Raw genomic sequence first — 13,444 nt, 5'->3', positions numbered from 1 at the left:
CCAGACCTCATTATTCGCCGACGCTGATCTTCAGGCCAGCAGCTATTGCAAAAGGTGTCAGGGTTATCGCCAGGGCGGTCAGGCTACCAAGCCACAGGAGATAACCGGTCGCCGGCATGCCTTGCAAGGCCGCCTGCAAGGCGCCACTGCCAAGAATCAACACCGGGATGTACAACGGCAGTATCAGCAACGCCAGCAACAGGCCGCCGCGCTTCAAACCCACCGTCAGGGCCGCGCCCACCGCACCGAGCAGGCTCAGCACCGGTGTACCCAGCAATAAAGAAAGCAGCAACACCGGCAGACAGGCGGCAGGCAAACCGAGCATCAACGCCAGCAAGGGTGCGAGCAAAACCAGTGCCAGGCCGGAAAACGCCCAGTGTGCCAGCACCTTGGCCAAAACCAGAAGAGCCAGGGGGTGCGGCGAAAGGACCCACTGCTCCAGTGATCCATCTTCGAAATCACTGCGGAAAAGCCCGTCCAGCGAGAGCAAAACCGATAAAAGGGCTGCGACCCAGACCAGTCCCGGAGACAAGGTTTGCAACAATTGAGACTCGGGACCCACCGCCAAGGGGAACAACGAAACGACGATGGCGAAGAATACCAGCGGATTGGCCAACTCCGCCGGACGGCGGAACAGCAGACGGGCCTCACGGGCGACCAACAGGCCGAAAACACTCATACGGCCCATTTCCCCAGATCAATGTCGCGATAACCGGCCGGCATCCGGCTCAGGGTGTGGTGTGTGGTCAATACGACCACGCCGCCGCGCTCGCAATGCGCAGCCAGGTGCTCTTCGAGTTGGGCCACGCCCTGCTTGTCGAGGGCGGTGAACGGCTCATCGAGGATCCACAGCGGTGGACAGTCCAGGTGCAACCGGGCCAGCGCCACACGGCGTTGCTGGCCAGCGGACAGGGTGTGACAGGGAACATCTTCGAAACCGCGCAATCCGACGGTTGCCAGGGCCTGCCAGATGGCGTCGTGGGAGGCCGGCTGATGCAGAGCGCAGAGCCAGCTCAAATTCTCTTCCGGGGTCAGCAGGTCCTTGATCCCGGCGGCATGGCCGATCCACAGCAGGTTACGCGCCAGCTCCGTGCGCTGTTCGTTGAGCGGCTGACCATTGAGCAGAACTTGACCGTCGGTCGGCTGCATCAGGCCTGAAAGCAGGCGTAGCAGGCTGGTCTTACCACTGCCATTAGGGCCACTGATCTGTACCATTTCGCCACTGGCCAGTCTCAAATCGAGATTTTCGAAGAGCAGCCGAAGGTCTCGCTCACAGGCAAGGGCAACGGTTTGCAGGACAGGACTGATCAAGGGTTCAAGGGCCTTATACGGTTCAAGTCGGCTCTGGCACGGCCGTTAAAGAGAGGCAGAATAAAGGTATTGGCAGCCCGAACCAGAGAGCTGGGTCAAATATTTCATTGTTTCGGCCGCCCTGTAGACAACGGGGCCGCATTATACATGCCATTTCCTACTCTAAAGAGCGCATTTTCCCAAGGTTGTGACCGCGTATGACAGTCGAAATGAACACTCCACCTCTACCGCAGACCCTACCGGCGACCGCACGTCCGCTGACGGTCAGCGGCGAGCTGATCAAGCTGCTGACGCCGATGGAGGGCCTGATCACCGCCGGTCAGACCGCCACAGCCGAAGTGCTGTCGCTCAAGCAGGCGGACCAGACTTTTCAATTGCTGCTCAAGGTCACCCTCGACAGCGGCCGTCAGACCACCGTCCAGGCCACCAGCAACCAGCCGGTAGCCCAAGGCACCCGCATGGTGGTCACTCAGCCGTCGGCGAGCAACCTGGCGGTCACCGTGCAACAAGCCATTGCCTCCAGCGTCGCCACCCTCACCCGTATCGACACGGCGCAACTGCCGGTCGGCACGCTGCTGCAAGGCAAAGTGCTGACCTCCCAGGCGTTGCCGCAGGTGCCTGGCCAACCAGCGGTGTTTCGCTCGATGGTGAGCCTGCTCAATACCGTCCTGAGTGGCACTACCCTGAGCATCGAAAGCCCGCAGCCATTGCGCATCGGCACCCTGCTGAGCGCACAGGTGCAAGACACTCAGACACTGAAATTCGTGCCCTTGAGCACTCGTCAGGAACAACTGGCGGTGACTCATCAACTGCTCGACCAGCAAAGTCGCCAAGGCTCGCTGGACGGTTTGCTCAAACTCCTGCAAGACCTGCCGGATTCCGACCAGACCTCCGTCGAGTTGCGCTCCGCCGCTTCCCGGCTGCTTGCCGGCCTGCCCGATGTTCAGCAACTGAGTACGGCCAAAGGCCTGGCCCAGGCGTTACTCAACAGCGGTACGTTCCTCGAGACCAAGCTGCTGGCCGGGCAGAACCCGACACTGGCGCCTGACCTGAAGGCCGACCTGCTGAAGCTGATCGCGCAATTGACGCCAGGGCCTCAAGCCAACACCAACCTCAGCGCGATCATCGCGGCGAATACGCTGGTCCAGGCCATGCCGAATTTCGTGCGCAACGCCCTGGGCATGCTCGGCCAGGTCAGCGCCAAACCGCCGCCGACCAGTTTCCCGTTGCCCGAACGCCTGCTGCAAAATGCCGAGGGTGAAGATGACCTCGAACATCTGCTGCGCCTGGCCGCCGCTGCGGTTTCACGCCTGCAGAGCCATCAATTGTCGAGTCTGGAACAGACCGGCGTGACCGCCGACGGGCGCCTGGTGAGCACCTGGCAACTGGAAATTCCGATGCGCAACCTGCAGGACATCGTGCCGTTGCAGGTCAAGTTCCAACGAGAAGAAGCCCCCGAAAAAGAATCGCAACAGGAACGCCGCGAGGAACGCGAGCCCAAACAGCAATTGTGGCGCGTCGACCTGGCATTCGACATGGAACCCTTGGGGCCGCTGCTGGTTCAGGCACAGCTGATCAAAGGCAGCCTGTCGAGCCAACTGTGGGCCGAGCGGCCCTACACCGCCAGCCTGATCGAAAGCAACCTGTCGGCATTGCGCGAACGTCTGCTGGCATCCGGACTGAACGTCGGCGATCTCGATTGCCACCTCGGCACACCGCCCCAAGGCCCCCAAACCCGCCTCGAACAACGCTGGGTCGACGAAAACGCATGAAAAACCCCAACGCCCCACGCCAGGCCATCGCCCTCAAATACGACGGCACCCACGCCCCTTCCCTCACGGCCAAGGGCGATGAAGAACTCGCGGAAGAAATCCTGCGGATCGCTCGCGATCATGAAGTGCCAATCTACGAAAACGCCGAGCTGGTGAAATTGTTGGCGCGCATGGAATTGGGAGACAGCATTCCGCAGGAGCTCTATCTGACGATTGCCGAGATCATTGCGTTTGCGTGGATTCTAAAGGGCAAGTTCCCGGCCGGACACATTCCGGACGCGCCCATGGTCGAGAAGGATGTCACTGAACGCGGGGATGATTACTGACGCCATCGCGAGCAAGTCACGACCACAGAGGCAGCGGCCAAGACCTAAACCACTGTAGGAGCGAGCCTGCTCGCGATGGACTCAAGCTCGCCGCGTTGATTCAGAGAGCCCGCGTCATCGTTAACGCCCATCGCGAGCAGGCTCGCTCCTACAACGGCACCCTCGCACCGGTATCGGCCTTGAAAAAACGCAAAAGCCTGAGGCTGCGACCAACGATCAGACCGTTGATGATGCCTGACGCCAGTGCGGACGTTGCGACCGCCGACACGCCATCAGCGAGTTCCGGGTACATGGCCTCTTGATATCCGCTGTAATAACGCCAGGCAAAGAACCCCCAATACACAAGTAGCACCTTGGCGGTGCCATTCAGCACCAGACGTTCTCCATCGCGTACTACGCCTTGATACGAATAAAAGCGCAGTGCCAGAACCCAGCCTGCCAGCATTCCCAACGCATATACCAAGAGCGGGATTGCAGCGCCTTGGGTGAAATTCAACGAAACCAGGGAAATGGCGACAAATACCGCCGGAGTGAACTGCAGCGACCTTTTCGATTCATGACTCTTGAAACAGCCGCGCACACCGCAGTAAGTCAGGATAAAAAAGACCGCATAAACCCACAGCGGTGTACCACGCAAAATGTCGTACATATGCCTCCCTGGCATTGAAATTCACTCAACCAAGCGTCGTTGAATAACGGCGATGGTCTCAAGTCCGACGCGTTGATTCAGAGAGCCCGCGTTATCGTTAACGCCCATCGCGAGCAGGCTCGCTCCTACAGGCTTTTAGCTGCTCTTGTGCAACTTGCTCATCAACTCTGCCTCGGCCTGGGTCAAGCCGCAGGACTGGGTCAGTTCGTCGACGCTTGCGCCCATTCCGACCAGTCGCGCCGCCTGGGCGAACGACAGGCTGGAAGGGTCGCGCTGTTCCAGCTGGGCCAGTTTGTCCGGCAAAGGCGCGACGATCGCGCGCAGTTCGTGCAGGTCTTCACCCATGCGCACGCTACCGTTCTGGTAATTGTCGACGCGCTTGGCCAGCTCCTTGATGCGCTGATCACGCAGCGCATCACTCTGGGCCTGTTGCGCAGCAATCAGTCGCTGACCGCGAATGTACGCCAGAAACATTGCCAGCGTGCCTGCCCAAAACAGGAACAGGACAATGACCGCCACCTCAAGAATCAATCAGATACTCTCCAGTTCCGACCATTCTTCTTCGCTCATCATCTTGTCGAGTTCGACCAGGATCAGCAGTTCGTTGTTCTTGTTGCACACGCCTTGAATGAACTTGGCGGATTCTTCGTTACCCACGTTCGGCGCGGTTTCGATTTCCGACTGACGCAGGTAAACCACTTCGGCCACGCTGTCGACCATGATCCCGACCACTTGCTTATCGGCTTCGATGATCACGATACGGGTGTTGTCGCTGATTTCGGCGTTCATCAGGCCGAAGCGCTGACGGGTGTCGATCACGGTGACCACGTTACCGCGCAGGTTGATGATGCCCAGCACGTAGCTCGGTGCACCCGGAACCGGAGCGATTTCGGTGTAGCGCAGGACTTCCTGAACGCGCATCACGTTGATGCCGTAGGTTTCGTTGTCCAGTTTGAAGGTTACCCATTGCAGGATCGGATCTTCGGAACCCTTTGCCGCCGTCGCCTTATCATTCATACCCTGACCCCTCAAGAAACCGCCCTAGCGGTATTGTTCTGTTATGTAGGTTTGTGAGCCGGCTTGCTGCCGCCCATGTGCTTGGCCCCACCGCTGGCGATCAACTCGGCCAGCGCGGAAACGTCGAGCAATGCACACATGTGTTCAATCACGGTGCCCGCCAGCCATGGCCGTTGGCCACGATGGCTGCGCCATTTGATTTCGTTCGGGTCCAGGCGCAACGAGTGACTGACTTGATGCACCGCCAACCCCCACTCGTAGCCCTGGACCGAAATGACGTATTGCAGGCCCTGGCGGAAGTCATCGCGATAACGGTCGGGCATGACCCAACGCGCAGTGTCCAACACCTTCAGATTGCCCGCCTGGCTCGGCAGGATGCCAAGGAACCACTCCGGCTGGCCGAACAACGGCGTCAGTTCGTGCCCCGCCAGCGGGTAGATCGACCCCAGGCACACCAGCGGCACCGCCAGGGTCAACCCAGCGACATCGAACAGCAGGCATTCGAACGGTTCGGCGGCCCAGGACGGACGGCCATCGGTTTCCTCCGGTGGCGGTGTGACCGGCGGCAGATGCACTTCGACGACCGGTGGCACCAAGGCTTGGTGCATTTCAACGGGCGGCGGAACCAGTGCCTGCAGCAACGGCGCGATGGTCGATACCGGCGCCAGAACGGGGGCCGGTGCTTCGAGCACGGCGACTGCCGGCTTCGGTACTGAAGGTGTTAGTTCCGGGGCGGCAGCGACGGCGGCTTTCTGTGCATCACGGGCCTGTTCTTCGAGCACAGCGGCCTGGAACTCATCCAATGCAGCTTCGACTTCAATCGCTTCGACAACTTCGACGATTTCAGCAAGCGCTTGAACTTCAACCGGCAGTTCTTCGGTCGCCTCCATCAGCAAGCTGTCCAGATAAGACTGGAGCGCCAGTTGCGGACGCGAGGTGATCTTCACCGGCCGGTTCATGGCTGCCCCCTTTCCGGAGCGAGCTTGCTGGCGATGAAGGCATGAGCGCCGCGCATCTCCAGGAAGCCCGCGTTATCGTTGTCATCCATCGCGAGCAAGCTCGCTCCTACAGGGACTGGATTCATCTCACGCCACCTGCGGAACGAGTTGCGCCGCCAGCAAATGCTTGAGCAACGCACGGTAGGCAAGAACGCCCCGGCTTTTCCCGTCGAATTGCGAAGGCGTCAGCCCTGCCCGGCTGGCATCGCGCAATCGCGTGTCCACCGGAATGTAGCCTTGCCAGATGTCATCAGGGAATTTGTCGCGCAGGACACGCAGCGTGCCCATAGACGCTTGCGTTCGACGATCGAACAAAGTCGGCACGATGGTGAACGGCAATGCCTGTTTGCGTGACCGGTTGATCATCGCCAGGGTGTTGACCATACGCTCCAGGCCTTTGACCGCCAGGTGTTCGGTCTGCACCGGGATCACCAGCTGCTGGCTCGCCGCCAAGGCATTGACCATCAGCACGCCCAGCAACGGCGGGCTGTCGATCACCGCGTAGTCGAAGTCTTGCCACAATTGCGCCAGGCTCTTGGCAATCACCAGGCCCAGGCCACTCTGGCCCGGTGACTGACGCTCAAGGGTCGCCAGCGCCGTACTCGATGGCAGCAGGGAAATGCATTCGTCGCTGGTGGACAGCAACAACTGGCCGGGCAAGCCCTCAGGCACGCTGCCCTTGTGCAGGAACAGGTCGTAGTTGCTGTGTTCCAGGGTGTCGGGGTCGTAACCGAAATAGCTGGTCATGGAGCCGTGGGGGTCGAGATCGACCACGACCACGCGCTTGCCCGCCTCGGCCAGCAATCCGGCTAAAGCGATAGAGGAAGTGGTTTTACCGACACCACCCTTTTGATTGGCGACTGCCCAGACTCTCATTCGGATTGTTCCTCCCGGCCGATTGGATCGACCGAGAAATAGCTCAACGTGTTAATGCGGGTGACGGAGAATTGACGGCACCCTCTCGTCCCGGCGACTTGACCGGGGTCGGTGCAGTTTGTGTGCCAGCACGCTTCAACGCCGCATCCGGTTGTGCATGAGCGGTCCCCGTGCCGGTCAGGCTGCGTCGCACATCGAGATTGCGCGACACCACCAGCACCACCCGACGATTGCGCGCCCGGCCTTCCGCCGTGGCGTTATTAGCCACTGGCTGAAATTCGCCATACCCCACCGACGCCAGACGACTCGGGTTGACCCCCTGCATCGCGAGCATGCGCACGATACTGGCCGAACGGGCCGAAGACAGTTCCCAGTTGGTCGGGTACTGCGACGTGCGAATCGGTTGATCGTCGGTGAAACCCTCGACATGAATCGGGTTGTCGAACGGCTTCAGAATCGCGGCGACCTTGTCGATGATGTTGAACGCGATGTCACTGGGCATGGCGTCGCCGCTGCCAAACAACAGGCTGGAATTGAGTTCGATCTCGACCCACAACTCGTTGCCGCGCACAGTCATTTGATTGGAGCTGATCAAGTCGCCGAACGCCGCACTGATGTCGTCGGCGATGCTTTTGAGTGGATCGCTGGTGCCAGCGACACCGGCATCGACCTGATCGCTGTCCTGGACCAGTGGCTTGGCCGGGGTCACGGTCTTGGGCCGTTCCTCGCCGATCGGGATCGGTTTCAAGGAGCGATCGGCGTCGGTGAAGACACCGATCAGCGCTTGGGAAATAACCTTGTACTTGCCTTCGTTGATCGAAGAGATCGAGTACATCACCACGAAGAAAGCAAAGAGCAAGGTGATGAAGTCGGCGTAGGAAACCAGCCAACGTTCATGGTTTACATGCTCTTCATGCTGGCGACGACGTGCCATAGTTCATTACCCCCATCAATCCATGAAGCCCTGAAGCTTCAACTCAATGGAGCGAGGGTTCTCACCTTCGGCGATCGACAGGATGCCTTCCAGCAGCATTTCGCGATAACGCGATTGACGCAGCGCGATGGACTTGAGTTTCGCAGCAATCGGCAACAGCACCAGGTTGGCACTGGCCACGCCATAGATGGTGGCGACGAAGGCCACGGCGATTCCGCTGCCCAGTTGCGACGGATCACCCAGATTGCCCATGACATGAATCAGGCCCATCACCGCACCGATGATGCCGATGGTGGGTGCGTAACCGCCCATGCTTTCGAAGACCTTGGCGGCTTCGATGTCACGGCTTTCCTGGGTATAGAAATCGACTTCCAGAATGCTGCGGATCGCCTCGGGTTCGGCACCGTCGACCAGCAGTTGCAGGCCTTTGCGCGAGTAGTTGTCAGGTTCGGTGTCGGCCATGCCTTCCAGCCCGAGCAAGCCTTCCTTGCGCGCGGTCAGGCTCCAGTTGACGACACGGTCGACGCCACCGGCCAGATCGATGCGCGGCGGAAACAGAATCCACGCCAGAATCTGTATGGCGCGCTTGAAGGCGCTCATCGGGGATTGCAGCAACGCCGCGCCGAAGGTCCCGCCGAGTACGATCAACGCCGCCGGGCCGTTGGCCAATGCACCGAGGTGACCGCCTTCGAGGAAGTTGCCACCAATGATGGCAACGAACGCCAGAATGATCCCGATCAGGCTGAGAACGTCCATCAGACACACGCCTCGACCAAGTGCCGGCCAATGTCGTCGAGGCTATACACCGCGTCGGCGAGTTCAGCTTTGACGATGGCCATCGGCATGCCATAGATCACGCAACTGGCTTCATCCTGGGCCCAGATCGAACTGCCGCCCTGCTTGAGCAGACGCGCGCCTTCACGACCGTCGGCGCCCATGCCGGTCAACACGACCGCCAGAACTTTGTCACCGTAGGACTTGGCGGCGGAACCGAAGGTGATATCCACGCAAGGCTTGTAGTTCAGTCGCTCGTCGCCCGGCAGGATTTTCACCGCGCCACGACCATCGATCATCATTTGCTTGCCACCCGGCGCCAGCAGCGCCAGGCCCGGACGCAAGATATCGCCGTCCTCGGCTTCCTTGACGCTGATGCGGCAGAGCTTGTCCAGACGCTCGGCGAATGCCTTGGTGAAGGCTGCGGGCATGTGCTGGATCAGCACGATCGGTGCAGGGAAATTGGCCGGCAACTGGGTCAATACCCGTTGCAGCGCAACCGGACCGCCGGTGGAGGTGCCGATGGCGACCAGTTTGTAGGCCTTGCGTTTTGGCGCCGGCGACGAAGGCGCGTGCGCAGCACGAGCCGGAATCGGAGCCGGTGCCGGACGCGCAGGCACGTTGCCGCCGTAATTGCCAACGCTCGAAGGCGCTGGTGTCGGGGCGGGGGCCGCGACCGGTGGCGGTGCCGTGTAGGTGCTGATACGTCGGTTACTGCGCGAGATGCTGAGAATCTTCTCGCACAGCAGCTGCTTGACCTTCTCGGGATTGCGCGAGATGTCTTCAAAATTCTTCGGCAGGAAATCCACCGCGCCGGCGTCCAGGGCATCCAGGGTGACCCGGGCGCCTTCGTGGGTCAGCGAGGAAAACATCAAGACCGGGGTCGGGCAGCGCTGCATGATGTGCCGCACGGCCGTGATGCCGTCCATCATCGGCATCTCGTAGTCCATGGTGATCACGTCCGGCTTTAGGGCCAGCGCTTGATCGATCGCCTCTTTTCCGTTGGTCGCCGTACCGACGACCTGGATATTCGAATCCGCTGAAAGAATTTCCGAGACGCGGCGGCGGAAAAACCCCGAATCATCCACCACCAGGACTTTGACTGCCATAAACACTCCATTAGACAGAGCGAGGCTCAGTTGCCCCGCTCCATCAGAATCAAATACGCCGCGTGGCGTAACGCTTGAGCATGCTCGGAACATCGAGAATCAGCGCGATGCGACCGTCACCGGTAATGGTGGCGCCCGACATGCCTGGGGTTCCCTGGAGCATTTTGCCCAATGGCTTGATGACCACTTCTTCCTGGCCCACCAGTTGATCGACGACGAAGCCGATCCGCTGAGTGCCCACCGAAAGGATCACCACATGGCCCTCGCGCTGCTCTTCGTGAGCGGCGGAGCTGACCAGCCAGCGTTTGAGGTAGAACAACGGCAGCGCCTTGTCCCGCACGATCACCACTTCCTGGCCGTCCACGACGTTGGTGGTCGACAGGTCGAGGTGGAAAATTTCGTTGACGTTCACCAGCGGGAACGCGAACGCCTGGTTGCCGAGCATGACCATCAGCGTCGGCATGATCGCCAGGGTCAATGGCACCTTGATGACGATCTTCGAACCCTGGCCCTTGGCCGAGTAGATGTTGATCGAGCCGTTGAGCTGGGAAATCTTGGTTTTCACCACGTCCATGCCCACGCCACGACCCGACACGTCGGAGATCTCGGTCTTGGTCGAGAAGCCCGGGGCGAAGATCAGGTTGTAGCACTCGGTGTCGCTCAGGCGATCGGCCGCGTCCTTGTCCATCACACCGCGTTTTACCGCGATGGAACGCAGGACGTTCGGGTCCATGCCCTTGCCGTCATCGGAGATCGACAGCAGGATGTGGTCGCCTTCCTGTTCCGCGGCCAGGATCACCTTGCCACCGCGGGCCTTGCCCGAGGCTTCGCGTTCTTCCGGCGACTCGATACCGTGGTCGACTGCGTTGCGTACCAAGTGGACCAACGGGTCGGCCAGGGCCTCGACGAGGTTCTTGTCGAGGTCGGTTTCTTCGCCGACCAGCTCCAGGTTGATTTCTTTCTTGAGCTGGCGAGCCAGGTCGCGAACCAGACGCGGGAAGCGCCCGAAGACTTTCTTGATCGGTTGCATCCGGGTCTTCATGACCGCGGTCTGCAGATCGGCGGTGACCACATCGAGGTTCGACACAGCCTTGGACATGGCCTCATCGGCGCTGTTGGCACCCAGGCGAACCAGGCGGTTACGCACCAACACCAATTCGCCGACCATGTTCATGATTTCGTCGAGACGTGCGGTGTCAACCCGCACGGTTGTCTCTGCTTCACTGGCCGGCTTTTCGTGCGCCGGGGCCGGGGCCGAGGCCGGGGCACGGGCCGGAGCCGGGGCAGCGGCTGGCGCGGGTGCAGCGGCTGACGCCGGTGCTTCGGCTTTGGGCTCGCTAGCCTTCGCCACCGGTTTCGGGGCCGCGGCCTTGGCCACGGGCGTCGCCACCGAAGCACTGGCGCCGGTAGCAGTACCGACTTCAGTGAACTTGCCTTTGCCGTGCAATTCGTCGAGCAGCGATTCGAACTCGTGATCGCTGATCAGATCACTGCCCGCCGCCGCGGCGTTTGGCGCTGCTGGCGTCGGTACCGAAGCGATGGCCGACTCCAGCGCATCGACAGCAAAGTTGCCCTTGCCGTGCAACTGATCGAGCAAGGCTTCGAATTCGTCGTCGGTGATATCGGAGCTGTCGCCCGCCTCTTTCGGGGCTTGCGGTTCCGTGGACGCAGCAGGCGTCGCCACCACATCGACGGCGAACTGACCTTTACCGTGCAGTTGATCGAGCAACGACTCGAACTCGGCATCGGTGATTTCGTCACTGGCGGCGGCAGCGCCGTCCGGTACTGGAGCAGCAGCTGGCGCTTCAGCCTGGGCCTTGACGGCATTCAGCGAGTCCAGCAGTTGTTCGAATTCGTTGTCGGTGATGTCGCCCGAGTCGCTTTCGGCAACGGGCTCTTCCATCACTTCGGCGACAGGCGCGGGAGCCGCCTCGTCAGCCGATTGCGGCTCGGCCAGACGGGCCAGCGCCGCCAGCAATTCGGGTGTGGCCGCCGTGATCGGACTGCGCTCGCGGACTTCGCCGAACATGCCGTTCACCGCGTCCAGTGCTTCGAGAACCACGTCCATCAATTCCGAGTCAACGCGACGCTCGCCCTTGCGCAGGATGTCGAACACGTTCTCGGCGATGTGACAGCACTCCACCAGCTCATTGAGCTGAAGGAAGCCGGCGCCCCCTTTTACAGTGTGAAAACCGCGAAAAATTGCATTGAGCAAGTCCGCATCATCCGGCCGGCTTTCCAGCTCGACCAGTTGCTCGGACAGTTGCTCTAGAATCTCGCCGGCCTCAACCAGGAAATCCTGAAGGATCTCTTCATCGGCGCCGAAGCTCATTAAGGGGGTGCTCCTACAGGTCTAAAAACCCAAAAAACCTAAAATTCTAAAACGCTAAAATCCCAGGCTGGATAACAAATCGTCCACATCGTCCTGACCGGACACAACGTCTTCTCTTTTATCGGCATGAATCTGCGGACCTTCACCCTGAGAGAGATGTTTTTGTGGATCTTTTTCTGCAAGCATCGCTTCACGGTCATGTTCGATGCCGGCGAAGCGGTCCACCTGACTGGCCATGAGCACGAGCTTGAGCAGGTTGCTTTCGACTTCGGTGACCAGAAGGGTCACACGCTTGATCACCTGACCAGTGAGGTCCTGGTAATCCTGGGCAAGCAGGATGTCGTTCAGGTTGCTCGACACCGCGCGGTTGTCTGCGCTGCTGCGCGACAGGAACCCGTCGACCCGCCGGGCCAGCTCGCGGAACTCTTCAGCCCCGACTTCGCGACGCATGAACCGCCCCCAGTCCGTGCTCAAGGCCTGGGCTTCATCAGCCAGGCTGTTGACCAGCGGCGTGGCGCTTTCCACCAGGTCCATGGTGCGGTTGGCTGCGGCCTCGGTCAGCTTGACCACATACCCCAGACGCTCGGTGGCGTCGGTGATCTGTGACACCTCCTCGGCTTGCGGCATGTGCGGGTCAATCTGGAAATTGACGATCGCACTATGCAGCTCGCGGGTGAGCTTGCCCACTTCCTGGTACAGGCCGCGGTCACGGGTCTGGTTGAGCTCATGGATCAATTGCACAGCATCGCCGAACCTGCCTTTTTCAAGGCTCGCGACCAGTTCGACGGCGTGTTTTTTCAGGGTCGATTCGAAATCGCCCTGCGATGATTCGTTATGTCCCATAGCTCCCCCGTGGCGCAGTTCAACCAATGCGTTCGAAAATCTTCTCGATTTTTTCTTTCAACGCCTGGGCCGTGAAGGGTTTGACCACATAGCCGTTAACGCCCGCCTGGGCCGCTTCGATGATCTGCTCGCGCTTGGCTTCAGCGGTCACCATCAACACGGGCAGATGCTTGAGTTTTTCATCGGCACGCACGTGGCGCAGCAGATCAATACCGGTCATGCCAGGCATGTTCCAGTCCGTCACCAGAAAGTCGATGCTCCCGCTGTTGAGAACCGGAATGGCAGTAGTGCCATCGTCGGCCTCGACCGTGTTGGTGAACCCAAGGTCACGCAACAGGTTTTTTATGATCCGCCGCATCGTTGAGAAGTCATCAACGATGAGGATTTTCATGTTCTTGTCCAATTCGACCTCCAAGCAGACTAAAACGCGCCCAGCACCTGGACGCGCCATTTCAATCAATCTGGCAAAGCACTCAATGACAGTCTGGAGTACAACGGATCGA

16 protein-coding genes are annotated in these 13,444 nt (G+C 60.2%); 2 read left to right on the top strand and 14 right to left on the bottom strand.

All coding sequences use genetic code 11. The annotated features are described in order from the left end of the window. Positions 1-10: 10 nt before the first annotated feature. Entirely contained in the window at positions 11-679 is a 669-nt protein-coding gene (gene ccmB, locus AC1Q6D_RS17085; RefSeq protein WP_007980754.1) for a heme exporter protein CcmB, read from the bottom strand. Further along, positions 676-1,311, bottom strand: a complete 636-nt coding sequence (gene ccmA / locus AC1Q6D_RS17080; protein WP_103402501.1) for a cytochrome c biogenesis heme-transporting ATPase CcmA — start codon at positions 1,309-1,311, stop codon at positions 676-678. Before ccmA ends, ccmB begins: the two co-directional genes overlap by 4 nt. Positions 1,312-1,508: 197 nt before the next feature. On the opposite strand from ccmA, the gene fliK reads away from it, so the two are divergent. Together fliK and AC1Q6D_RS17070 are read left to right on the top strand one after the other, a co-directional pair. Continuing rightward, a complete protein-coding gene (gene fliK / locus AC1Q6D_RS17075) occupies positions 1,509-3,083 on the top strand; it encodes a flagellar hook-length control protein FliK (RefSeq protein WP_103402500.1) in 1,575 nt (524 codons plus the stop codon). Then, the gene (locus AC1Q6D_RS17070) at positions 3,080-3,409 is read left to right on the top strand and encodes an EscU/YscU/HrcU family type III secretion system export apparatus switch protein (protein WP_103402499.1); all 330 of its coding nucleotides are present in this window, start codon (positions 3,080-3,082) and stop codon (positions 3,407-3,409) included. The genes fliK and AC1Q6D_RS17070 overlap by 4 nt, the downstream gene beginning before the upstream one ends. Positions 3,410-3,557: 148 nt before the next feature. Here the strand turns inward: AC1Q6D_RS17070 and AC1Q6D_RS17065 are convergent, their stop codons facing one another. The 12 genes from AC1Q6D_RS17065 to AC1Q6D_RS17010 form a co-directional block, all read right to left on the bottom strand. Next, entirely contained in the window at positions 3,558-4,058 is a 501-nt protein-coding gene (locus AC1Q6D_RS17065; protein WP_103402498.1) for a DUF6622 family protein, read from the bottom strand. 135 nt (positions 4,059-4,193) lie between these two features. Beyond that, positions 4,194-4,589: a DUF2802 domain-containing protein gene (locus AC1Q6D_RS17060; protein WP_103402497.1), complete on the bottom strand. Its 396-nt coding sequence runs from the start codon at positions 4,587-4,589 to the stop codon at positions 4,194-4,196. Next, entirely contained in the window at positions 4,590-5,075 is a 486-nt protein-coding gene (locus AC1Q6D_RS17055; RefSeq protein WP_007980742.1) for a chemotaxis protein CheW, read from the bottom strand. A gap of 41 nt (positions 5,076-5,116) precedes the next feature. Next, positions 5,117-6,034: a CheW domain-containing protein gene (locus AC1Q6D_RS17050; protein ID WP_103402496.1), complete on the bottom strand. Its 918-nt coding sequence runs from the start codon at positions 6,032-6,034 to the stop codon at positions 5,117-5,119. Then, positions 6,031-6,159, bottom strand: a complete 129-nt coding sequence (locus AC1Q6D_RS17045; protein WP_256590085.1) for a hypothetical protein — start codon at positions 6,157-6,159, stop codon at positions 6,031-6,033. Before AC1Q6D_RS17045 ends, AC1Q6D_RS17050 begins: the two co-directional genes overlap by 4 nt. Before the next feature lies 1 nt (position 6,160). Continuing rightward, complete coding sequence (locus AC1Q6D_RS17040; protein WP_103402495.1) at positions 6,161-6,949, bottom strand: ParA family protein; 789 nt, start codon at positions 6,947-6,949, stop codon at positions 6,161-6,163. Between the two features lie 43 nt (positions 6,950-6,992). Continuing rightward, the gene (gene motD, locus AC1Q6D_RS17035; RefSeq protein WP_103402494.1) at positions 6,993-7,883 is read right to left on the bottom strand and encodes a flagellar motor protein MotD; all 891 of its coding nucleotides are present in this window, start codon (positions 7,881-7,883) and stop codon (positions 6,993-6,995) included. A 15-nt stretch (positions 7,884-7,898) separates the two neighbouring features. Then, on the bottom strand, positions 7,899-8,639 hold the full coding sequence (locus tag AC1Q6D_RS17030) for a flagellar motor protein (protein WP_090464116.1): 741 nt from the start codon (positions 8,637-8,639) through the stop codon (positions 7,899-7,901). Then, positions 8,639-9,766: a protein-glutamate methylesterase/protein-glutamine glutaminase gene (locus tag AC1Q6D_RS17025; RefSeq protein ID WP_103402493.1), complete on the bottom strand. Its 1,128-nt coding sequence runs from the start codon at positions 9,764-9,766 to the stop codon at positions 8,639-8,641. Before AC1Q6D_RS17025 ends, AC1Q6D_RS17030 begins: the two co-directional genes overlap by 1 nt. 49 nt (positions 9,767-9,815) lie before the next feature. Continuing rightward, on the bottom strand, positions 9,816-12,098 hold the full coding sequence (locus tag AC1Q6D_RS17020) for a chemotaxis protein CheA (protein ID WP_103402492.1): 2,283 nt from the start codon (positions 12,096-12,098) through the stop codon (positions 9,816-9,818). Between the two features lie 54 nt (positions 12,099-12,152). After that, positions 12,153-12,941: a protein phosphatase CheZ gene (locus AC1Q6D_RS17015; protein ID WP_103402491.1), complete on the bottom strand. Its 789-nt coding sequence runs from the start codon at positions 12,939-12,941 to the stop codon at positions 12,153-12,155. Positions 12,942-12,960: 19 nt separating this feature from the next. Next, a complete protein-coding gene (locus AC1Q6D_RS17010) occupies positions 12,961-13,332 on the bottom strand; it encodes a chemotaxis response regulator CheY (RefSeq protein WP_003183998.1) in 372 nt (123 codons plus the stop codon). Positions 13,333-13,444: the final 112 nt, after the last annotated feature.

The sequence above is a fragment of the Pseudomonas sp. MT92 genome, assembly GCF_058792515.1.
Note: the sequence above shows the minus strand (reverse complement) of the source record. Positions and strands in the feature narration are given on the sequence as shown.

Bases quoted from the DNA above. Each gene is read 5' to 3' on its own strand.
- motD (WP_103402494.1), bottom strand. From the start codon at position 7,883: ATGGCACGTCGTCGCCAGCATGAAGAGCATGTAAACCATGAACGTTGG.
- AC1Q6D_RS17065 (WP_103402498.1), bottom strand. From the start codon at position 4,058: ATGTACGACATTTTGCGTGGTACACCGCTGTGGGTTTATGCGGTCTTT.
- AC1Q6D_RS17045 (WP_256590085.1), bottom strand. From the start codon at position 6,159: ATGAATCCAGTCCCTGTAGGAGCGAGCTTGCTCGCGATGGATGACAAC.
- AC1Q6D_RS17020 (WP_103402492.1), bottom strand. From the start codon at position 12,098: ATGAGCTTCGGCGCCGATGAAGAGATCCTTCAGGATTTCCTGGTTGAG.
- AC1Q6D_RS17030 (WP_090464116.1), bottom strand. From the start codon at position 8,639: ATGGACGTTCTCAGCCTGATCGGGATCATTCTGGCGTTCGTTGCCATC.
- fliK (WP_103402500.1), top strand. From the start codon at position 1,509: ATGACAGTCGAAATGAACACTCCACCTCTACCGCAGACCCTACCGGCG.
- AC1Q6D_RS17010 (WP_003183998.1), bottom strand. From the start codon at position 13,332: ATGAAAATCCTCATCGTTGATGACTTCTCAACGATGCGGCGGATCATA.
- AC1Q6D_RS17040 (WP_103402495.1), bottom strand. From the start codon at position 6,949: ATGAGAGTCTGGGCAGTCGCCAATCAAAAGGGTGGTGTCGGTAAAACC.
- AC1Q6D_RS17025 (WP_103402493.1), bottom strand. From the start codon at position 9,766: ATGGCAGTCAAAGTCCTGGTGGTGGATGATTCGGGGTTTTTCCGCCGC.
- AC1Q6D_RS17070 (WP_103402499.1), top strand. From the start codon at position 3,080: ATGAAAAACCCCAACGCCCCACGCCAGGCCATCGCCCTCAAATACGAC.
- AC1Q6D_RS17015 (WP_103402491.1), bottom strand. From the start codon at position 12,941: ATGGGACATAACGAATCATCGCAGGGCGATTTCGAATCGACCCTGAAA.
- ccmB (WP_007980754.1), bottom strand. From the start codon at position 679: ATGAGTGTTTTCGGCCTGTTGGTCGCCCGTGAGGCCCGTCTGCTGTTC.
- AC1Q6D_RS17050 (WP_103402496.1), bottom strand. From the start codon at position 6,034: ATGAACCGGCCGGTGAAGATCACCTCGCGTCCGCAACTGGCGCTCCAG.
- AC1Q6D_RS17055 (WP_007980742.1), bottom strand. From the start codon at position 5,075: ATGAATGATAAGGCGACGGCGGCAAAGGGTTCCGAAGATCCGATCCTG.